The 21,309-nt window shown below is 60.9% G+C and carries 19 protein-coding genes; 2 read left to right on the top strand and 17 right to left on the bottom strand.

What is annotated here, in order from left to right; translation table 11 throughout:
• Nucleotides 1–38: 38 nt before the first annotated feature.
• From AUR04nite_RS13095 to AUR04nite_RS17945, 4 genes are all read right to left on the bottom strand, one after another.
• The gene (locus AUR04nite_RS13095; RefSeq protein WP_141365762.1) at nt 39–1,286 is read right to left on the bottom strand and encodes an AAA family ATPase; all 1,248 of its coding nucleotides are present in this window, start codon (nt 1,284–1,286) and stop codon (nt 39–41) included.
• The gene (locus AUR04nite_RS13100; protein ID WP_170184204.1) at nt 1,283–1,804 is read right to left on the bottom strand and encodes an RcpC/CpaB family pilus assembly protein; all 522 of its coding nucleotides are present in this window, start codon (nt 1,802–1,804) and stop codon (nt 1,283–1,285) included. Before AUR04nite_RS13100 ends, AUR04nite_RS13095 begins: the two co-directional genes overlap by 4 nt.
• A 230-nt stretch (nt 1,805–2,034) precedes the next feature.
• Nucleotides 2,035–2,595, bottom strand: a complete 561-nt coding sequence (locus tag AUR04nite_RS13105) for a hypothetical protein (protein WP_141365766.1) — start codon at nt 2,593–2,595, stop codon at nt 2,035–2,037.
• A 101-nt stretch (nt 2,596–2,696) separates the two neighbouring features.
• Nucleotides 2,697–2,843 carry a hypothetical protein gene (locus AUR04nite_RS17945; protein ID WP_170184205.1) on the bottom strand — a complete coding sequence of 49 codons (147 nt, stop codon included), beginning with the start codon at nt 2,841–2,843 and terminating at the stop codon, nt 2,697–2,699.
• A 7-nt stretch (nt 2,844–2,850) separates the two neighbouring features.
• Here AUR04nite_RS17945 and AUR04nite_RS13110 point away from each other — a divergent pair, with 7 nt between their 5' ends.
• Nucleotides 2,851–3,444 carry a LysM peptidoglycan-binding domain-containing protein gene (locus AUR04nite_RS13110; protein WP_170184206.1) on the top strand — a complete coding sequence of 198 codons (594 nt, stop codon included), beginning with the start codon at nt 2,851–2,853 and terminating at the stop codon, nt 3,442–3,444.
• A gap of 64 nt (nt 3,445–3,508) precedes the next feature.
• Nucleotides 3,509–4,042 carry an Rv3235 family protein gene (locus tag AUR04nite_RS13115; protein ID WP_141365771.1) on the top strand — a complete coding sequence of 178 codons (534 nt, stop codon included), beginning with the start codon at nt 3,509–3,511 and terminating at the stop codon, nt 4,040–4,042.
• Here AUR04nite_RS13115 and secA read toward each other — a convergent pair.
• The 13 genes from secA to AUR04nite_RS13180 form a co-directional block, all read right to left on the bottom strand.
• On the bottom strand, nt 4,039–6,690 hold the full coding sequence (gene secA / locus AUR04nite_RS13120; RefSeq protein ID WP_141365773.1) for a preprotein translocase subunit SecA: 2,652 nt from the start codon (nt 6,688–6,690) through the stop codon (nt 4,039–4,041). The genes AUR04nite_RS13115 and secA overlap by 4 nt on opposite strands.
• Nucleotides 6,691–6,822: 132 nt before the next feature.
• On the bottom strand, nt 6,823–7,926 hold the full coding sequence (locus tag AUR04nite_RS13125; protein ID WP_218024685.1) for a winged helix-turn-helix domain-containing protein: 1,104 nt from the start codon (nt 7,924–7,926) through the stop codon (nt 6,823–6,825).
• Nucleotides 7,927–8,009: 83 nt separating this feature from the next.
• Nucleotides 8,010–8,708 carry a ribosome hibernation-promoting factor, HPF/YfiA family gene (hpf, locus tag AUR04nite_RS13130; RefSeq protein ID WP_141365777.1) on the bottom strand — a complete coding sequence of 233 codons (699 nt, stop codon included), beginning with the start codon at nt 8,706–8,708 and terminating at the stop codon, nt 8,010–8,012.
• 169 nt (nt 8,709–8,877) lie between these two features.
• Nucleotides 8,878–9,663, bottom strand: coding sequence for a ComF family protein (locus AUR04nite_RS13135; protein WP_141365779.1), 786 nt, complete (start codon nt 9,661–9,663; stop codon nt 8,878–8,880).
• Between the two features lie 59 nt (nt 9,664–9,722).
• The gene (locus AUR04nite_RS13140; protein WP_141365781.1) at nt 9,723–11,429 is read right to left on the bottom strand and encodes an LpqB family beta-propeller domain-containing protein; all 1,707 of its coding nucleotides are present in this window, start codon (nt 11,427–11,429) and stop codon (nt 9,723–9,725) included.
• Entirely contained in the window at nt 11,426–13,231 is a 1,806-nt protein-coding gene (gene mtrB / locus AUR04nite_RS13145) for an MtrAB system histidine kinase MtrB (protein WP_141365784.1), read from the bottom strand. The genes AUR04nite_RS13140 and mtrB overlap by 4 nt, the downstream gene beginning before the upstream one ends.
• Nucleotides 13,228–13,908 carry an MtrAB system response regulator MtrA gene (gene mtrA, locus AUR04nite_RS13150; protein WP_141365786.1) on the bottom strand — a complete coding sequence of 227 codons (681 nt, stop codon included), beginning with the start codon at nt 13,906–13,908 and terminating at the stop codon, nt 13,228–13,230. Before mtrA ends, mtrB begins: the two co-directional genes overlap by 4 nt.
• Nucleotides 13,909–14,096: 188 nt before the next feature.
• Nucleotides 14,097–15,167: a uroporphyrinogen decarboxylase/cobalamine-independent methonine synthase family protein gene (locus tag AUR04nite_RS13155; RefSeq protein ID WP_141365789.1), complete on the bottom strand. Its 1,071-nt coding sequence runs from the start codon at nt 15,165–15,167 to the stop codon at nt 14,097–14,099.
• The gene (locus AUR04nite_RS13160) at nt 15,160–15,543 is read right to left on the bottom strand and encodes a chorismate mutase (protein ID WP_141365792.1); all 384 of its coding nucleotides are present in this window, start codon (nt 15,541–15,543) and stop codon (nt 15,160–15,162) included. The genes AUR04nite_RS13155 and AUR04nite_RS13160 overlap by 8 nt, the downstream gene beginning before the upstream one ends.
• A gap of 135 nt (nt 15,544–15,678) precedes the next feature.
• Nucleotides 15,679–17,367, bottom strand: a complete 1,689-nt coding sequence (locus AUR04nite_RS13165; protein WP_141365794.1) for a dipeptide ABC transporter ATP-binding protein — start codon at nt 17,365–17,367, stop codon at nt 15,679–15,681.
• Nucleotides 17,364–18,341: an ABC transporter permease gene (locus AUR04nite_RS13170; RefSeq protein ID WP_141365796.1), complete on the bottom strand. Its 978-nt coding sequence runs from the start codon at nt 18,339–18,341 to the stop codon at nt 17,364–17,366. Before AUR04nite_RS13170 ends, AUR04nite_RS13165 begins: the two co-directional genes overlap by 4 nt.
• A gap of 2 nt (nt 18,342–18,343) precedes the next feature.
• On the bottom strand, nt 18,344–19,441 hold the full coding sequence (locus AUR04nite_RS13175; protein WP_141365798.1) for an ABC transporter permease: 1,098 nt from the start codon (nt 19,439–19,441) through the stop codon (nt 18,344–18,346).
• Between the two features lie 140 nt (nt 19,442–19,581).
• Nucleotides 19,582–21,216 (bottom strand): ABC transporter substrate-binding protein, encoded by a 1,635-nt coding sequence (locus AUR04nite_RS13180; RefSeq protein WP_141365800.1) that lies wholly within the window; start codon nt 21,214–21,216, stop codon nt 19,582–19,584.
• Nucleotides 21,217–21,309: the final 93 nt, after the last annotated feature.

Consider the following 21,309-nt stretch of genomic DNA (forward strand, 5'->3'; position numbering starts at 1 on the left):
AGTTTTATCCACATTACATGTTTTCAAAGACTCGTTGTTCACCGGCTCCGCTCAAATCGACGGCTTGCCCCCTTTCGGGAAGAATCCGTAGATTTAATGCCAGCTAGTTGCCGGATTGAGGCGCGAAGTGAACTTTTTGGAGCGATCTCTAACAGTGGGCTTCCTGCCAAGATTGCAGCACTGCAGACCGCGTTGTCATTGGGCAAGAAGCCAACGATTAAGTGCGTTGGCCCAAAGCGCTCCCAAGCCTCTTCAACGCGGCGCTTCGGACTGCGTCCAGAGTTGGCCACTGCGACCTTGTTGAATATGATTTTCACCTCAATCCCAGGAACCCTTTCCTCCAGCTCGTCCAATGCCCTGATGGCGCGCGGAATTCCCAGGCTGTCGGCCGCGACCACCATAAATATCTCGTCTGCGCACTGCAGCATTTCTACTGTGACTGCGTTGCGCTGCGGCGCTTGGGTATCGAAGCTCAGCTGCTCGTCTAGTTCAATGCACGCGGCGACATCCACGACCACCATGTCGTGGTGGCTGCGCAGTGCTTGAATGGCGCGGCGCAGCGCCGCGGCGCGTACTTCCGGCCATCGGCTGGCACGAGGGATGCCGGTGGCAACCTGGATCACGAAGCCGCCAACTTGGACAGCCATGCAGGCAGCCTTGAGCCTTGCAGGATCGGCGGCGCCGGAATCTGCAACACGGCAGATCTGCGCAATGGAGGCTGATTCGTCCATCAAGCCCAGCTGGATGGCGATAGACGCGGCGTAGGTGTCGGCATCCACGATGACGACCGATTGCCCCTGTGCCGCTGCCTCAACCGCATAGTTCAAGGCGAGGGTGCTGCGGCCGGGCGAGCCTGAGGCACCCCAAAAGCAGACCATCCGCCCTTGATGTTCCTGGGCCTGCCGAGTCTGGGCGCTGGCCGCGTCGTGCGCGAGGTCATGATGTCCGTGCAGGAATTCTTGGGCGTGAAGGATCCGCGCTTCTAAATCGATCATGCTGATGTTGTCTGCAACCTCGATCAGGCCTGATTCTGCTGTTTGCTCCTGTGGGTCGGCATCACGCAAAACCACCACTGTACGTTGAAGCTTCAGGTCATCGAGCTGCTCCGGCGGCGGCACTAGGCTTCGCTGAGCAATGAGCAGCACATCAACTGCTTCCACAGTACAGACGGCTATTGCTTCGGGGACTTCATCGCAGACGCGCACGACGATCAGTTCTCCACGATATCCCTCGACCTCGCGCACCAGATGTTCTTCACGTCCCAGTATCACCACCGTCAGGCTCATGTCTGGTCCCCGGCAGGATTGTAGATCACCGTCAGCCGCGCGTCGTTGGCCAATGCTTGCAGGAACGATTCCAGTGCATCTGCTTCCACTAAGAGTTCGAGATTAGTGCCATTGTTTCCCACAATGCCGCCGGCACGGTCGCTGCGTGCCGAAACCTCAACCATGGTTGCAAGCTGGTCAGGAACGCCATAGGCTGCGCCGCCCGCTTCACGCTTAGCCACCCAGACATCCACGAATGTCCCCGGGGTGATCGCCTCGCTCAGCCCTGTGGGAAGCTCGATATTGACCGGTCTCCGCGAGCCCAGCTGGCTGCTGGTGATCGAGGTTTGCGGGATCAGTTCTCCCGCTTCAATAAATGTGTTGGCCCTTGCCTGTTCAAGCTGAGTTTCTTCGACTACCAAGTAGTGCTGCAGCGAGTCACCGAGCTGCACTTCCTTGGTTTTGAGGTTCTCATGGGTCAGCTGCTCCCCCAGGGTGATATTTGTTGCCGCAACGTAGACTGAGGTTGTCTCGTTCATTCCCCTGACAAGGAATACAGTTCCGATAACCGATGCAGTGATGAGCGCAGCTCCAAGCGCCAGTCTGGGATCCTTCCAACCAGGGCGTTTGACTCTCGCTGCAAGCTTGGGAAGCGATTCCTTGGAACGTTGTTCACTGGGCACAACCAACACCTCCATGCCACCGATGCATTTGATGTGAGCCTACGACAACTTCCATGTGCACGAAAGGCACTTTATCGATCTGTGGATTAAATCCCCTTGGGTATTACGACCCATCCAATGGCGTCCAGCGGTATGACTGCTTGCTCGCTCACCGCTGAGTCTCGGGCAAATTCGTCGCGCGGATGCACGAGCATGACCAAAAAGTCCTTTCCAACCTGGCCCATCGTCCCTTCGGCCAGTTCATCGCCGTTGAGGGCGCAAATCTGGACTCGGTTGCGGTCCCGCATGATGCCTCGCAACAGCGTTGGAAGCTTGATCTTCGACCGATTCACGCGGCATCGGCGCGTTCCAGCACGCGGTGCGGTAATGCTTAGGCGGCGCAGCGCCTGCAGGTTGATCACCCAATCTGCGGCCTCCGAATCGATACAGAGGTAGCCGTCGCCGAGTGGGCCGAGCCTTCCCGAAACTTCGAGCTTGGATCCCAGCTGCAGCCGCAGCATTTGTCCGGCCAGTTTTTCTAGACGCTCGGCTAACGTTTCTGTGGCCTGTTCGGCCCTGATGCTCTGCGTGATTTCTTCGCGAAGCTGCGCAGCGATTTCTCCTTGCAACTGCGATTCCAGATCATCGAATAGAGATTCCCACCGCATGTGCCCACTGTACGAGTCAATTCAATTTCTCGAAACCCTCTTCCCTAAATCACACGGAAGTGTCATTATGTGAATCTAACTTTATCAAATTTGATCAAACATCAGTGAATGAGGTTGTTGATGATGATTACGCAGAGGAAGCTGTTCATCTCCGTCACATTCTGCGGTTCAGCTGCATTTGCCGCCGCCGCAATTTCATACTGGTTTTTCAACACCCGGCCAGTTTTCAATCCCGAAGTCTCGGCCACAGACAGCATGCTGCTTCTAGTCCTAGCTGCCGGGCTAGTGCTCTGCCTGCTGGCCTTGCTGAGAGCATTGCTGGTATTGCTTGTGCGCTGGGCTGCACGCAACCACCATCATCGGCTTCTGCGGGCAGCCCACCGCTGGGCTCCTGCATTGACACAAGCAGTAGTAGGTACAGCCCTGAGCACCTCGATGCTTTTGGCTAGTTCACCTGCCGCAGCCGCGGCACCACAAAATCTGCAAGCTTCGTCAATCGACGCCACGTACACCGTCGCGGCAGATCAATCCCAGCAGGCGTCATCGGAGAACTCTTCGCTTCTGCCGACCCCTCGCTGGAGCGCAGAACCGTTGCCCGTTCAGCTTCCCCGGGTTCTGGGCGCCCCGCACTCCCAGCGGCAGGCACCGGACAAAGCCAGCACGGAAATCATCGTCAAGCCGGGCGACACCTTGTGGAGCATTGCCGATGCGCAGTTGGGAAGGCAGGCAACGATCGCAGAAATTTCAGCCTTCTGGCCGCGGATCTATGAAGCGAACCGGAAGATCATCGGTGAAAATCCGGATCGCTTGGAACCAGGAATGGTCTTGCAAGTACCCCACATTGCCTAGTGTGAGGCCCTTGCGCAGTGCACCGGGCCGCATGCCGTCCACCCACTACCTCAGGAGAAGTCCCATGAGCATCGACACCAGCTACCAGGATTTAATCCATGCCGAGTTGGCAGAAGTACAGCCGCAAGCTGAGCAGCCCGAAGCGCGCTCCAGCCGTTGTCACAACAGATTTGTCCAGGGACGCAACGATGTGCCGTCGCCGGATTGCATTGCTTTTTCAATGGATCACATTTTTCACCGCTGCGCCACCAGCGACCCGGAGAAGGTTTGCATTATCCGACTCTCACATGCGGTATCGCGGGCAGTCTTCGAGATCATTGCAGGATACCGCAGCGTGTCGCAATTGAGCTTCATTATGACTGCTGAGTGCATCAGCAAACTCCGCAATCAGGCCCTCATCGAAACTGACGGCTACAAAATCGACCCGGAACCCGGCACCAGCCATGGACGCGTCCAATCGATGCGTCTGCACTCCACCTTGGGCGGTGCGTGGGAGTGCACAGTGATTCTTGGCTTTAAATACCGCGTCCGCGCCGTAGCTCTTCGAATAGAGCCTTGGCACGGACGGTGGCAGGTGACGGGGCTAGAAATGCTTTAGCGCTTGTTCTTAGCCTTCTTCTTGTTCTTCTGTGGATTAGAAGCAGGCTCGCGGGTGGTGTTCGCGTGGCCGTCCTCATCCGGACCGGTGTACTGCAAGTTGGTTGCCGGGGCAGGTTCGCTCGGACCGGCCTGGGCAGCTTCCTCGGCGCCGGTGGGCACCTCAAGGTTGAACAGGGTGCCGATGCTTTCCTCGCGGATGCCTTCCATCATGGTCAGGAACATGGTGTATCCCTCGCGCTGGTATTCAACCAGCGGGTCGCGCTGAGCCATGGCGCGAAGGCCGATGCCTTCCTTGAGGTAGTCCATCTCGTAGAGATGCTCCTGCCATTTGCGGCCGATGGTCGACAGCACTACCCGGCGCTCCAGATCACGCATGACGCCGGAACCGATCTGCTTCTCGCGCAGTTCGTACTGGTACTGCGCGTCGGAAAGGATCTCACGTTCGAGGAACTGGGCCGAAAGATGGGCAACTCCCCCAGCTTCTTCGGTCACTTCACTCAGGGTGATGCCGATTGGGTACAGCTGCTTCAAGTTCAGCCACAGCTGCTTCAGATCCCACTCGTCAGGATTTCCAACCTGGGTTGCTTCCACAACCATGGCCTTGACGACATCTTCGAGGAAGTGTCCAACCTTTTCTTGAAGGTCGTTTCCTTCGAGGATTGCCCGTCGATCAGTGTAGATGGCTTCACGCTGGCGGTTCATCACGTCGTCGTATTTCAGCACGTTCTTGCGCTGCTCGGCGTTCACGCCTTCAACCTGGGCCTGGGCGGACTCGATAGCTCGGGAGACCATCTTCGACTCCAGCGCAACGTCATCTGGCATTGACGGATTGTTCATGATCCGCTCAGCCATGCCCGAGTTGAAGCGGCGCATCAAATCATCGGTCATCGACAGGTAGAAACGCGACTCGCCTGGGTCTCCCTGGCGTCCGGCACGACCACGCAGCTGGTTGTCGATGCGACGTGATTCGTGGCGTTCGGTGCCCAGCACATACAGGCCACCCAGCTCGGCAACCTCGATTGCTTCTTTAGCAACGGTCTTCTTTGCTTGGGCGAATACTTCGTCCCACTGCTTGTTGTATTCGTCCGCGTGGAGCTCTGCGTCCAGGCCTCGACGCTCCATTTCAGCAACCGCCAAGAACTCAGCGTTGCCGCCGAGCATGATGTCGGTACCGCGGCCAGCCATGTTGGTGGACACGGTGACCGCATTCTTTCGACCGGCCATGGCGACGACCGAAGCTTCACGCGCGTGCTGCTTTGCATTGAGCACTTCGTGGCGGATACCCTTCTTCGCCAACAGTCGGGAAAGGTATTCGCTCTTTTCCACGCTGGTGGTGCCCACGAGGATCGGCTGGCCAGTCTTGTGGCGCTCGGCGATATCCTCGACCACAGCATTGAACTTGGCGATTTCGTTCTTGTAGATCAAGTCGGCCTGGTCTTGGCGGATGGCGGGCTTGTTGGTTGGGATTTCCACGACGCCGAGCTTGTAGGTGCCCTGGAACTCCGCGGCTTCGGTCAAGGCAGTACCGGTCATACCGGAAATCTTGTCGTACATGCGGAAGTAGTTCTGCAGGGTAATGGTCGCCAAGGTCTGGTTTTCAGCCTTGATCGTAACATTTTCCTTGGCTTCGATGGCCTGGTGCATGCCTTCGGAGTAGCGGCGGCCTTCTAGTGCGCGGCCGGTGTGCTCGTCCACGATCATGACTTCGCCGTTGACTACAACGTAGTCCTTGTCCTTCTTGAAAAGTTCCTTCGCCTTGATCGCATTGTTCAAGAACCCGATCAATGGGGTGTTGCTGGCTTCGTAGAGGTTGTCGATGCCCAGGTAGTCTTCTACCTTCTCGATGCCTGTTTCGAGCACGCCAACGGTGCGCTTCTTTTCATCAACCTCGTAGTCGTCCTCGCGATCCAGCTTCGCTACGATCTTTGAAAATTCGACGTACCAGCGGTTGACGTCGCCCGATGCCTGGCCCGAAATAATCAAAGGCGTACGAGCCTCGTCAATCAGGATGGAGTCGACCTCATCGACGATGACGAAGTTATGTCCGCGCTGAACGAGTTCGTCGCTGCTCCAGGCCATATTGTCGCGCAGGTAGTCGAAGCCGAATTCGTTGTTCGTGCCGTAAGTGATGTCTGCTGCGTACTGCTTGCGCCGGGCTGCAGGGTCCATATTGGCCAGGATGCAGCCGCAAGTCAGGCCCAGGAAGCGGAAGACGCGTCCCATCAGGTCCGACTGGTACTGGGCGAGGAAGTCGTTGGTGGTCACCACATGTACGCCCTTACCAGTCAAGGCATTGAGGTAGGCAGGTGCGGTAGCAACCAGAGTCTTACCTTCACCGGTGCGCATTTCTGCAATGTTACCCAGGTGCAGTGCGGCGCCGCCCATCAGCTGGACATCGAAGTGGCGCATGCCCAGCACGCGGTCTGCGGCTTCGCGCACGACAGCGAATGCTTCAGGCAGCAGGGCATCAAGGGACTCGCCGTCTGCCAACCGGGCGCGGAACTTGTCAGTCTCTGACTTCAGCTCCTCATCGGTCAGTGCGCGAATCTCGTCTTCCAACGTATTGATGGTCTCGGCGTACTTCCGAAGAACCTTGAGGGTCTTCTTATCGCCGGTACGCAGAATACGTTCTAACAATGATGCCACGTGGTAGCTCCCAATATCTCAAGCACAGTAAATCTGGCGTATTTAGTCTACGTGAGGAAAACCGCCACGATGGCTATTTCCCCGTACCTTGCATGGTTCTTATGGCCAACAAAAACCACTTGAACAGTCGACTCACAGTTTATGCTCGACCTCATCCAGTCCCAGCCATGAAGCCATCATGGTAAGTTCACTGGCGAGTTGGCGCTCAATTTCAGGATCCGACTCTTGCTCATAGTGCACAGATTGCACTTTGAGCACTTGCTTCTGCCGTTCAGCTTTCAGATCAATACGCCCCACGAATTTCTCGCCGAGCAAAATCGGATACACGTAGTATCCGTAGCGGCGCTGCGGCTGCGGGACGTAGATCTCTACGCGATAGTTGAAGTCGAAGAACGCTTCTAGGCGCCGGCGATTGAAAACCATCGAGTCAAAGGGCGAGAGCAGGCGCAGGTCGTCATCGATTTTGCGTGGGATAGATGTACCAGGCAGCAGGTAGCATTGCTTGCTGATCCCCCGGACCGAAACTGACTCGACTTGTCCGCGCTGGCTCATGTGTTCGAGCTGGGCTCCAACCAGCTTGAGTGGAAGCCTGAAGTACTCTGCAATGCAGTGATCGGTCCCGATGCCCTGGGAACGCAGGGAACGAAGAATCAACCGCTCCAATGCGGCCTCTGGAACCACTGGCGCACCGTCTCCAGGCAGGACGTCCGAGGCCAGCGCAAAGCGGCGTTCGAACTGGCTGCTGCGCCCGAGCGAAAGAATCTTACCCTGCGCAAAAAGCGACTCGGTGACGTATTTCGTGTCGTTCCAGTTCCATCCCCAGTGCGTTTTCTCTCCCACCGGAGCGACGTTCAGCGCGCTGCTCAGCTCTCTTGCCGTAGTTCCAGGACACTGCCGCAGGTAGTCGATGACCTTCCGAGAAAGTTCATGATGCTCGGCAGTGAAATGCTCCGAACGGTCAATCCAGCGCCGCCGCTGCCAGGCAATGAGATCTGGCACGAGGTCGCTGCGGACATAGCTTGCCTCATGGGCCCAATATTCGGTGGTCCGCGCATGCTTTTTCGATACATGCGAGTCAAGCAGCGCGGTGTCGTAGCTTCCCAGCCGGCTGAACAGCGGCATGTAGTGGGCGCGTGTCACGACGTTAATCGAGTCTATCTGCAGTTGAGCGATCGAATCCAGGGTCGAATTGATCTTCCGGGTAGTCACCGGCTCACGCCGGCGCGCCCGGGACAAAGATTGGGCGGCCAGCGCAACCCTGCGTGCCTGAGACAGGCTGAGGGTGCGTTGGCCGCCCGCTGGTATCAAAGTGCTAATGACTAGCCCTCGGTCGCCATGGCCTTGTCGCGGTAGCCGCGAGTCTCCGTTGCGGAAACCTCATCGGCATTCAGCGATGCGTCCAAGGTGATGACGCCGTACTGGTACTGCGTGCGTCCGTAGACCACGGAGTGCTCACCGGTTGCCTCGTCAATGAACAGGTAGAACGGATGGCCTACAAGCTCCATGCGGTCAACAGCGTCGTCCACGCTCATGACCTCAGCAGGGAAGGACTTGCGGCGAATGACAACCGGCGAGTACTCGCGGTTTGCCTCGGCTTCTTCCGCTTCGCTGGCTGCACGGGCTGCCAGCGTCTCTTCAACCAGCGACTTCTCGGTAGAAACTACCGGCAGGGAGCTGGTTGCCTGGTGCACTGCAACCGGGGTGTGACTTCCGCGGTGGACCTTGCGCTTGTCACGAGCCTTGCGCAGGCGCTCGAGGAGCTTTGCGAAAGCGACATCAAAAGCGGCAAATTTGTCTGCCCCGCGAGCCTCAGCTCGAATGGCAGGTCCACGTCCGACGACCGTCAATTCCACGGAGAGTGCGGTGCTCTGGTCACGAGCATGAGCTTCCTTGACGACCTTCACGTCGATGCGCTGGACCTTCGTTGCCAGCTGGTCGACCTTGGTGATTTTCTCGTCAACATACTCACGGAAACGATCCGAAATGGTGATGTTGCGTCCGCTGTAGTTCAGCTCCATGGTGTCCTCCAAAATAGAGTCGGGTGACACAACAGTTGCGGAGTTTTCGCCTCCGAACTGAAGATGGGCTTTCGCTGCATCTCTAGGATGCAACCCATACTTCACTGTAGGCCACGTCGGCGAAGTTTCATATGCCCTTTAGCTACATTTCATATCGCGTTGAGCGTAATCACACCTCTTCCCCATCCGAAGGTCCCTTGGTAAGCGCCAAAACCACCGCACCCAGCACCTCATAGCCCGCGTTTTCACAAGTGATTGCGGCTTTTTTCAGAGTTGAACCGGTGGTCATAACGTCGTCAACCAGCAGAATCGGCTGTCGGCGAACAGCCGGTTCCTGGGCAATGAAGCTGATCTTCGCCCCTCGCCGGGCCGAGCCTGACTTACTTTTCTGGGTACCGGTGAACAGCTGGCCGGTGCTGTAGTGCAGCAGCGTGTCGATGCTCAATCCCCGAGCCAGCAGTCCGCGCTGTTCCGCCGCGCGCAACAACGCCAAGACCGGACGATAGCCCCTTTTGCCGACCGCCTTCAGAGAGCTGGGCATGGGAACCAATAGTGTTTGACGGTCCGCCGGTTGCGGAACGAGCATGGAGTTCAGGCAGGCAGCAAGATAAGGCGCAAAGACCTGGCGCAGGAAATACCGTTGATGATCCTTATAGGCCAAAACTGCGCGCGCCAGTTCATTGGCGTAGATTCCGGCGGCTGCCACAGGGATCTGCCGCTGCAGTGCGGCCAATTCTAGATAGACCTGCTGGCCGTGCGGCAGCGGAGGAAGCCGTAGCTGTTCGTGCAAGGCCCGCCTGCAGTCGCTGCACAGCCTGTGGTCTGCACGCGAGCAGACCGCACAGCTTGCAGGAAGCAGCAGGTTTGCTCCCTGTACCGCGGCGAATTCGATGCTGCGCACCGGGGCCGAATGCACCAGGCGGTCAAGTGCGCCGTCCCATGACTGGTTGCCCATACCCCCATATTGGGCCTGTCGGCCGTCAGCACAGGCGCTTCGGGTCCCAGGTGTGCATATCAGCCGGGGTAGGCAACATCCTTGGCGAAGTCGTCAAGGACATGCCACGAGTTGCCGACCCTGGTAAACAGCTGGTCGACGGTTTCTGCATAAACTTCCCGCTGGTCGCCGATGCCTGAGGTAATTCCTGTCATGCCCAGCAGCACCTGGAAGTCTTCGCTGCCTCCGGTGAAACTCATCTGCACGGGGGCAACCTGGTCGGTGCTGCTCAGGCCCGCCACGATGATCGAGCGGTCAGAAGCCCACACCGCAGTATTGACCGGCACGTGCGGGTACATCCTCATCGGGGACTTGGACAGGCCGCGTGGAATGCCCTCGGAGTCGCGGATGATTCCAGCGACATACACCGTGGTCGTCTCGTTCTTGGTGGCAACTATTAATGCCCGCGACCCGTCGCGGGAAATGCGCAGCGAATCCACCGTCGCGTTCTCCAGCCAGGAGACGTTGATGGGTCGGCCTTCGCCCTGGTTCTTGGCGTTGTCCGGAATCGCGTGGATGGGATTCTTTTCCTTGTTGTCGGCCGTCCAGGTCCATCCGGCCACGTCCATGGACGGCTGGATCAGCTTCTTGCCTTCCATGGCAAGGCTCAGCTTGCCGTCTTCCCCGATGGTCCACATTTGGGTCCGGGAGCCGTTCAAGAAGGCATAGCGGTTGCCCACCGGAGACATTGCAGGTTCCACCGGCTTGAACGCGGAGATATCCGGCAGCCCGCCGACGGGAATCAGCGACAGCCCCTTGACGTAGACCAGCGAGTTTTTCGATACGCCGATCAGCGTATCCGGGGAGCTTGGATTGATCTTCGCCTGTTCAATGCTCGTGCCCTGGTCCGCCAGGGTCACTTCGGTTTCATTCTGCAGCATCTTCACTTTGGTCACTGAGTTCTTCAAAGTGGTCAGCGTTGCATCCAGCTGCTGCTGCATGAGCAGCAGGGTCTGATCGGTGGCGTCTTCGAAGGTTGCCGCGTCGAGGTCTACCGTTGCGGTACCGTCGCGTACAGGCACCGCCGAACGCACCAGAGAGCCGGCGGAATTGAAGGCTGAGACTACCGAATTCTGCAGGTAGGGCGCCGGGCCCTTGAGCAGGGCCTGCACCATCGAGGTCGCTGTGCCGCTGCCGTTGGCGAACCAGCGGATGTCGGGAACCAGATACTTGTGGTTGAAGTTGTAGAAGTACAGGGTCTGGGCCGCGAAAATCTTGTTGAAGGTGGAGGCTTCGAGCATGATGCCGTTGGGGGCATCAGAGATCCGCCACTGCTCGTCGACCTTGCTGACCGCCACATCCACTGCCCTGGTCGAGTGGTCCGGGTACGTGGTGCGCACCCCGTTGGCATCCACGTCCCCGATGATTTCCAGCTGGATGGTGTACTGGTTGGTCCCTGCGCCGTTGACGACGTTGACAGCTTCGTAGATCAGCGTGTTGGTGTCTCCGCGCCACTTCTGGTTCAGCTCCGGGGTCAGGTATTCGCGGGCCACCGCGTAGTCCTCGTCCACCGAACGGCCGGCGGCGACGAAGCCGTCGACGATGGCGCGGGCATCAGCCCCGTCGGCCGGGCCGTCGGCGGTGTAGCTGTAGCTGTCCGGCCCGTCGTCATTGGAGTCCACGTCGATCTGCTGCACCGTGGAGGATCGCGGAATCGATGCACAGCCGCTGGCGGCGAGCATGAATCCAAGCAGCAGGACCAGGGTTCGAAGCAGTGAGCGTTTCATGAGTTCTCCTGGGCACCGGCGGCAGGGCCGGGTGCCGAAGGGTCGGTGACGTCGTCGTCGGCGTCCTCATCGGCAAGCACCAGCGGGGTGAATCCGATCTTCGGCACCTCGCCGGTCAGCGGGAAGCTGTCTGCGCCGCTGGCCACCGGCGTCGGCTCCGCGGTGGGCTCCAGCGGCAGCGGGGAGGAATCGATGGTGTCCGCAGAGGTGCGCGGCAGGGTCAGCCGGAAGACCGAGCCTTCGCCGATCTTGCCCCAGGCTTCCAGCCGCCCGTCATGCAGCCTGGTGTCCTCCATCGCGATGGACAGGCCCAAGCCGGAGCCGCCGGTGGTGCGCGCGCGGGCAGGGTCTGCGCGCCAGAAGCGGTCAAAAACGTGCTTGCTTGACTCTTCCGACATGCCGATGCCGTAGTCCCGCACAGTCACGGCCACGGCGGTTTCATCCCCCGCCACGGTGACGTCGATGGGCTTGGCCTCGCCGTGCTCCACCGCGTTGAGCACCAGGTTGCGGATCACGCGTTCCACGCGCCGCGGGTCGATCTCCGCCACGCAGCCTTCGGTCGGCGCATTGAGCCTGATGATTGTGCCGTATTCGTCGGCCACCGGGGTGGCGGTGACGATGACCTTGCCGACGATCACGTTCAGGTCCACCGATTCGCGGTCCAGCACCGCCACGCCGGCGTCGAAGCGGGAGACCTCCAGCAGGTCGTTGAGCAGGTTCTGGAAGCGCTCGATCTGGTTGTACATCAGCTCGGCAGACCGCGCGGTGAGCGGGTCAAAGTTCTCGCGGGCGTCGTGGATCAGCTCGGCGGCCATGCGTACGGTGGTCAGCGGCGTGCGCAGCTCGTGGGAGACGTCGGACACGAAGCGCTGCTGCATGGCCGACAGGTTGTTCAGCGCGGTGATCTGCTCCTGCAGCGAGGCGGCCATGTGGTTGAACGCCGTGCCCAGGCGCGCCACTTCATCGCGGCCGGAGACCTTCATGCGACGGTCCAGGTCTCCGGCGGCGATGCGCTCGGAGACATAGGCCGCGTCGGCCACCGGCCGGACCACGGTGCGGGCCACCGACCAGGCGACGAAGCCGACGACCAGCAGCAGCACCATGCCGGTGAAGGTCATGGCGCGGTTGATGAAGGCTAGGGTCTCCTGCACGCTGGACAGGTCGTAGACAAGGTAGAGGCCGTATTCGCGGCCCGGCGGGATCAGCACCTTGGTGCCGATGATGAGCCCCGGGTTCTTTTCATTGTCCGCGTTCAGCTGGATGGAACGCCAGAAGATGCCCTGCTCGGCCGCCACGCGTTCGGCCAGGTCCTGAGGGATGATGCGCGGGGTCAGCGACCCGGAGGCCATCGGCCCGACGTAGAGGTTTTCATCCCCGGCGATGGGCATGAGCACAAAGTCGCGGATGACGGTGGCGCCGTCGCCTTCGAGGGTGGCCAGGGTTGAGTTGACCAGAGCCTGGGTGGAGGCGCGGTCGGTGGTGGCGGCGGATTCAAGAATGGAGCGGGCCTGGGTCAGGCCGCGCTCGGATTCTTTTTCGATCTGGTTGAAACGCTCTTGGAAGAGCGTGGAGGCGATCTGGTTGGAGAGGAACGCGCCGGCGGCGAGCAGCGCCAGCGAGGTGAACAGCAGGGTCGAAATGACCGTGCGGTACATCAGATAGCGCTGCCAGCGGTTGCGTAGCACGTTGATGGGACGCTGGATCCAGTGCTTGATCCGGTAGAAGCGCGTTACCTGAGGGAGATCATTGACACGCACATCGACCGGCACCAGCTCTTTTCCGGTCGGGGCGTGACTGCTCAACTTTGCGAACCAGCCTTGTATCCGACGCCGCGCACAGTCTGGATGATCGCAGGCTTCTCCGGATCAACTTCGATCTTCGAGCGCAGGCGCTGCACGTGGACGTTGACCAGACGGGTGTCCGCGGCATGGCGGTAGCCCCAGACTGCCTCCAGCAGCTGTTCGCGGGAAAAGACCTGCCACGGCTTGCGGGCCATGGTGACCAGCAGGTCGAATTCCAGCGGGGTCAGGGACACGACCTGGCCCGAACGGGTCACGCGGTGGCCTGCGACGTCGATGCTGACCTCGCCGACCTGCAGGGTTTCAGCCGCATGGGTTTCGCTGGGGCGCAGCCGGGCGCGCACGCGCGCCACCAGCTCTGCCGGCTTGAAGGGCTTGGGCACATAGTCGTCGGCGCCGGATTCCAGGCCTCGCACCACATCGGCGGTGTCCGACTTGGCGGTGAGCATGACGACCGGGACGTCGGATTCGGCCCGAATCTGCTTGCAGACCTCGATGCCGTCAATCCCGGGCAGCATCAGGTCCAGCAGCACCAGGTCGGGGTTCGCTTCGCGGAATGCTTCCAAGGCGCCGGAGCCGTCATAGCAGAACGACGCGTCAAAGCCGTCGTTCTGCAAGACGATGCCGATCATTTCTGACAACGCCTCGTCATCATCAACGACCAGAATTCGTGCCTTCATGCAATTTCCCCCTGAAAATTTTGGTTCGGCGTTTTTGCTGCTGTCTGTCCAGATGTAATTCCTCGTCAGTCAGCTATCGGGATGATTTGAGTCATCTGGTGATCGCCGATATTCCTAAGATACATGAACCAGCCTTAAAGATGCCCTGAGACTGGCGCAATTTCCTCCGTTTAGCAGGCAAAGCCCAGCTAGGCGTCTACCCGCGTCTGCTCCAGCGCCTGCGCATAGCCGGTGATGTGCCCCAGCGTCTGAATGACCTGCGCCGCCGAAGACTCGGCAAAGCTGCCGCGCGGCATAAGCGTGAGCTGGCCCAGGCGATGCAGCGACAGGCCGAGCTGGCGCCAGGGGCGCAGGATGGTGTTGACGCCGTCGACGACGCCGGGGGCCTTGCCTCCCGGTTCCAGCACCTGCAGGAAGATCTGCCCCTCGGCTTCCACCAGCCCGGCAATGCGCTCCCATTGTCGGTGGCCCAGCCCGGCTGGATCGATGACCCACCCGCGGATTCCTGCCTGGTGCAGAATGTCGATGCGTTCGACCAGCTGCTCGTCCTGGCTGGGAAGGTTGGCCACCAGGTGCGCCGCATCCGACCCGAGCGCATCCTCAAGAATCTGGGTGAACTGCTGGTACCCGGCGCGGACTTCGCTGCGCGGTACCGAGCGCAGGGTGCGGTAGCCGCTGGCGGTGGGCACCGTGCCGTCCAAGACCGCTGGCAGCATCGGCTCGTCGAGCTGGATGGTGAAGTGCTTGATGGTGGTGCTCTTGGCCAGTCGCTGGATCTGCGCTGCCACCCCATGGGCGTAGGCTTCTATGACGTCGCGGCGGGCGCCGTAGTCGCTCAGCACCCGTTCTCCGCCGCTCAGGTAGAGGCCGGCGGCCAGGGTATAGGGGCCGGTCACCGTGGTTTTCAGCCGCTCCGGATGCTTCTTTTCTGCGCCGGCGATGTCGGCCAGCAGGTTTTCATCGCTGCGCAGCAGGCTGCGGGCGCGGCGTGCGTCAATGCCATCGGGCACGGCGATGCGCCACCCGTGCGGCTGCAGGTCAAAGCCCATGTCGGCAACCAACGCGGCGCTGCGTCCCAGCGGGTCGGCACCCACCCCGCGCTGCGCAAGCTGAGGAAAGACTGCAAGGTTCGGCTCGCCGAGTTCCCCGCGGATGACTTTGTGGATCTCCACCGGGTCGGTGCCTGGAAAATGGCAGAATGCCGTGGCGTGCACGCCGGCGTGCGGCCCGACCTGGCTGGCAGTGCTCGAATCAGGCATCTGCACCGTTGGACTTGTGCGAATCAGAGATGTGCTGGTGATGGCGGATGACCTCAGAGATGATGAAGTTCAAGAACTTTTCTGCAAACTCGGGGTCCAGATGCGCCTCGTGGGCCAGGCTGCGCAGGCGTTCGATCTGCGCTTTTTCACGGTTCGGATCGCTCGGCGGCAGCTGGTGGGTGGCCTTGAGGTGCCCCACGCGCTGGGTGGCCTTGAAGCGCTCGGCCAGCAGATACACCAGCTGGGCGTCGAAGTTGTCGATGCTCCCGCGGATGGAAAACAGCTCATCGAGCACTTCCTGCTGCACTTCTCCCTGCAGGGAGCTGGCATGCGGGTCGAAGGTTTGCGTTGACTCGTTCAGGTTCGGCTCGCTCATAATCTGTAGTTTACGTGGTCACCTGGCTCTTGACCCAGAAGGTGACGCCGGGCACTTAAAGGCGAAGAGCCCGCGGCGGACCACCGTGAATTCACAGTGGTCCGCCGCGGGCTCAGACCTGTTCGGGCACCGCCGCTAGGCCTGCTGGCGGTTCAGCTCCTCGATGCGTGCACGGCGCTGGGCCTGCTCGCGGGGATCTGGCACCGGAAGCGAGGCGATCAGGCGCTGGGTGTAGTCGTGCTGCGGGTTGGCCAAAACCTTGGAGCCCAGGCCTTCTTCCAGCAGGGTGCCGCGGAAGAGCACTCCGACCCAGGTGGAGAGCTGGTCAACCACCGCAAGGTCATGGGAGACGAACAGGGCGGCGAAGCCCAGCTCAGCCTGCAGCTCGCGGAACAGCTCCAGCACCTTGGCCTGCACCGACACATCCAGTGCACTGGTCGGCTCGTCGGCAATGAGCAGCTTGGGCTCTAGGGCCAGCGCGCGGGCCAGCGAGGCACGCTGCCGCTGGCCGCCGGAGAGCTCGTGCGGGTAGCGGTCGGCGAAGCCCGCCGGAAGCTGCACAGCTTCCAGCAGCTGGCCCACCTTGGTGCGGGTGGCGGAAGCGCCCAGCTGGCGGTGCACCATCAGCGGTTCGGCTACGCATTCGCCGATGGTCAGGTGCGGGTTGAAGCTGGCCGCCGGATCCTGGAACACGAAGCCGATCTGCTCGCGCAGCGGCTTGAAGGTGCGCTCCTTGAAGTTGGCCATCTCGTAGCCCAGCACCTTCAGCGAGCCGCCGGTCATCTTGTTCAAGCCGGCGATGGTGCGTCCAATGGTGGTTTTTCCGGAGCCGGACTCCCCCACCAGGCCGTAGACCTCGCCGGCATGGATCTTCAAATCCACCCCGTTGACGGCGGTGAATCCCGGGGCGCCCATGCGCCCTGGGAAATGCACCACCAGCTCCTTGGCTTCCACCAGCACCTCGGAGCCGGCTGCGGGGCGCTCTTCCATGCCTTCTGAAGCGCTTTGCCGGCCCAGGTGGGGCACTGCAGCCAGCAGCGAGCGGGTGTATTCCTCCTGCGGAGCTTCAAACAGCTGCAGCGCCGGGGCCTGCTCGACAATCTTGCCCTGGTTCATCACGATCACGCGGTCGGCGATGTCTGCGACGACGCCCATGTTGTGGGTGATGATTACGATCGCGGTGCCCAGCTCGTTGCGCAGTTCGCGCAGCAGCGCCAGGATTTCTGCCTGCACCGTGACATCCAGCGCGGTGGTCGGCTCGTCGGCGACGATCAGCTGTGGCTTCAGCGCCAGCGCGGCGGCGATGACCACGCGCTGCTTCTGTCCGCCGGAAAACTGGTGCGGGTAGTAGTCGACGCGCTGTTCAGGATCCGGGATGCCCACCTGGCGCATGGCCTCGATGGCCCGGGCCTTGGCTTCCTTCTTGGAAATCTTGGCATGCGCCCGGATGCCCTCCATGATCTGCCAGCCCACGGTGAACACCGGGTTCAGAGCCGTGGACGGCTCCTGGAAGACCATGGCCACGTCCTTGCCGCGCATTTCGCGCAGCGGCGCGCCGTGCAGGGTGAGCATGTTTTTGCCGTTGAGGTACACGGCGCCATGCGAGGCACCGTTTTCTGCCAGGATGCCCAGCGCCGTGCGCGCGGTGACGGACTTGCCGGAGCCTGATTCGCCCACGATGGCAAGGATCTCCCCGGCCTTGACTTCCAGGTCGACGCCGCGCACCGCGGGCACTGCCCCGGCGTCGGTGACGAAGTCGATGTTGAGGTTTTCAATGCGCAGGACGTTTTCACCCTCGCTGGTGACGGTTGCTGCGTGGCTCATGCCTTGCCTCCTGCCTGGGTGATGCGCTTGGCCTTTTTGCGGCTGAAGCGGCGCAGTCGCGGATCGTTCAGGTCGTTCATCGACTCGCCGACCAGGGTCAGTCCCAGCACGGTGAGCACAATGGCGAGGCCAGGGAACAGGCCGGTCCACCAGATGCCGCTGGTGGCATCCGACATGGCTCGGTTCAGGTCATAGCCCCATTCCGAGGCGCTGGTCGGCTCGATGCCGAAGCCCAGGAAGCCAAGGCCTGCCAGGGTCAGCAGCGCTTCGGTGGCGTTCAGCGTGAAGATCAGCGGCAGGGTGCGGGTGGCGTTGCGCAACAAGTGCGTGAACATGACCCGCCATGGGCTAGAGCCGATCACCTGGGCGGACTCGACGAAGGGCTCTGCCTTCAGGCGCATCACCTCGGCGCGCACCACGCGGAAATACTGCGGGATGAACACCACGGTGATGGAAATGGCAGCTGCCATGACGCCGCCGTACAGGGACGACTGGCCCTGGGAAATCACGATCGACATCACGATGGCCAGCAGCAGGGACGGGAAGGCGTAGATCGCGTCGGCCAGCACGACCATGATGCGGTCGAACCAGCCGCCGAGGTAGCCGGAGATCAAGCCGAGCAGCACGCCGATGAACAGCGACATCACCACGGCGGCGATGATCACCAGAATGGCTGTCTGCGCGCCGTAGACGGTGCGGGAGAAGACGTCGTAGCCGCTGGCGGTGGTGCCCCAGATAAATTGGCCTCCGGGAGCCGCCTGGCGCGGGAAGTCCCCGTTGGCGTCGGATGACTGGGCGAAGTCATAGGGGGCGATCAACGGAGCGAAGACCGCACAGATGACGAAGAGGGCGCTGAAGATCAGGCCCGCGACGAGCATTCCACGCTGCAGGCCGGAAGACATGCGCAGGTGCGAGATGATCGGAAGCTTGGCGGCCCAGCTTTGATTTGCTTTGGACAGAGTTGCTGTACCCATGGCTAGTACCTGACTCTCGGGTCGATCAGTGCGGCCAAAATATCAACGATGAAGTTGGTGACCGCCACGATGATTGCCAACAGCACCACAATGCCCTGGACCGCCACGAAGTCGCGGGCGGTCAGGTACTCGGCCAGCTTGAAGCCCAGCCCCTTCCATTCGAAGGTGGTCTCGGTCAGCACGGCGCCGCCGAGCAGCATGGCGATCTGCATGCCCATCACGGTGATGATCGGGATCAGCGCCGGACGGTAGGCGTGCTTGGTGGTCAGGCGGAACTCGCTGACGCCGCGCGAACGGCCGGCTTCCACGTATTCGCGGCCCAAGGTGCCGATGGCGTTGGTGCGCACCAAGCGCAGGAACACGCCGCCGGTAAGCAGGCCCAAGGCGATGGCAGGCAGCAGCGCATGCTCCATGACGTTGCCGAAGGCTGCCATGTTACCGCTGCGCAGCGCATCGAGCCAGTAGATGCCGGTCGGCGCCTGCAGGTTGGTCAGCTGCAGTTCTGTCTGCCAGTCGGCGCGCCCTGCAATCGGCAGCGCATGCAGCCAGACGCCGAAGATCAGCTTGAGCAGCAGGCCGGCGAAGAAGACCGGGGTGGCGTAGGAGAGGATGGCCAGCACGCGCAGCACTGCATCCGGGTAGCGGTCGCGGAACTTCGCGGCGACCAGGCCCAGCGGGATGCCGACGATCAGCGCGACGAGCACCGAGTTGATGGCCAGTTCCAGTGTGGCCGCGCCGTAGGTGGTCAGGATTTCGGACACTGCGCGGTTGTCGCTCAGGGTGCGTCCCAAATCTCCGGTGAAGATCTTGCCCAGGTACTCGAAGTACTGCAGGATCAGCGGCCGGTCATAGCCGGCCTCGTGGATGCGGGCGGCGAGCTGATCCGGGGTCAGGCGTCCGCCCAGCGCCGCGGTGATCGGGTCGCCGGTAATGCGCATGAGGAAGAAAACAACCGTGATGAGGATGAACACGGTGGGGATGATGAGCAGGAATCGAGTAATCAGGTAGCGGAGGAAGCCGCCGCCCTTCTGCTTCTGCTTGGCTGGCTTGGGTGCCGCCAGTGGGCTGGGTACTTGCCCCGGTGGTGACGTGATGGTCATCGTCAGTCCTTTGAAGTCGCAAATCTGATGCGTGGGGCGCCCTGTTCAGGGCGCAGACTTAGGGGATCCGCACGACACGATCCGGTGTGATCGGCCGTGCGAACCCCCTAGAGGTGTGGGTTGGAACAGGCAGCCGCCGGCTACTTGCTCAGTACGCCCAAGCGGAACTTGAACGATGCGTCCAAGGTCTTGTCGACGTCCTTGACGTCCTTGCCCGCAACAGCAACCTGGGCTCCCTGCAGCAGCGGGAGGGTGGACAGGTCCTTGGCGACCATGGTCTGCAGCTCTTCGATGGCCTTGGTGCGCTGTGCAGTGTCGGTCATGCCGCGCTGCTCTGCGATCAGCTTGTCAACGTCCTTGTTGTCGTAGTTGTTCGACAGGAAGTTGTCCTTGGCGAAGAACGGCGACAGGTAGTTGTCTGCATCCGAGTAGTCGGGGAACCAGCCCAGCTGGTAGGCCGGGTAGTCGGTGACGCGCTGCTTCTGGTAGGTGACCCACTCGGTGGACTTCAAGTCCACCTTGAACAGGCCGTCGGCTTCCAGCTGCTTCTGGATCATGGCGTACTCGTCGCCTGAGCTTGGACCGTAGTGGTCTGGGTTGTACTGCAGAGCGAGCTTGACCGGGGTCTGCACGCCTGCGTCTTCCAGAACCTTCTTGGCCTTGGCGGCATCCGGCTTGCCGTCGGTGCCGTACAGATCCTTCAGCGGCTCGATGGCGCCGGTGAAGCCCTGCGGCACGTAGGAGTAGGCAGGGGTGTAGGTGTCCTTGTAGACCTCGGTGGCAATGGCCTGACGGTCGACCAGGTTGGCGGCCGCCTGGCGTACCGCCAGGGCCTTGGCGGCATCGGCGTCAGCGGTCTTGGCACCATATGGCATGGTGTCGAAGTTGAAGACGATGTAGCGCAGCTCGCCGCCCGGGCCCTTGTGGACTGTCAGGTTGTCCTGCTTTTCCAGGTCCTGGATGTCGGTCGGGGTCAGCGAACGCCATGCCACGTCGATGTTGCCCTGCTGGATGTCCAGCTTCATGTTGTTGGCATCAGCGTAGTACTTGATGGCGGCGGACTTGTTCGCGGCCGCGCCGAGCACGCCGGCGTAGGAGTCATTGGCCGAGAAAGAGATCAGGCTGTTCTTGTTGTACGAGTCGATCACGTACTGGCCGCCGAAGGCCTTGGCCGAAACGATCTCGGTGTCGTCCAGCACCTTGTCTGCCGGGAAGACTTCGTCGTCCACGATCGGGCCGACAGGCGAGGTGAGCACCTGCGGGAAGGTCTGGTCGTTGGCTACCTTGAGCTTGAAGACCACGGTGTTGGCATCGGGTGCGGTGATGGACTCGACGTTGCCCAGCAGCGAAGACGGACCGTTTGGATCGGCGATCTTCAGCTGGCGGTCGAAGGAGAACTTCACGTCCTTGGAGTCCAGGTCGTGGCCGTTGGCCCACTTCAGACCCGACTTGAGCTTGACGGTGTACTCGTTGGGCGAAGTGAACTCGGCGGATTCAGCAAGATCGTTGGACGGATCCGGGCTACCCGGCTTCGAGTTCAGCAGGAATGGGAAGATCTGGTTCATGACCATGAATGAGCCGTTGTCATAGGAGCCGGCCGGGTCGAGGGAAGTGACCTTGTCGGTGGTGCCCAAGGTGATCGGCGAGCTGGCGGCGTCGCCGCCGCCGCTGCCTTCATTGCCGCTTGGAGCAGCTGAGGTGCAGCCGGTGAGTGCGAGAGCGGAAATACCCAAAACGGCTGCGGCGAGACGCAGCCCGTTCTTTTTGCGAGTCATTGAGTGATCCTTAATAATCCGTGAGCATGTTTCTGGTGGTGATGAATAACACATGCTTCACATAAGACTATGTGATGAAAGCCACCTATGACT

It is taken from the genome of Glutamicibacter uratoxydans, from assembly GCF_006539925.1.
GTDB classification, from domain to species: Bacteria; Actinomycetota; Actinomycetes; order Actinomycetales; family Micrococcaceae; genus Glutamicibacter; species Glutamicibacter uratoxydans.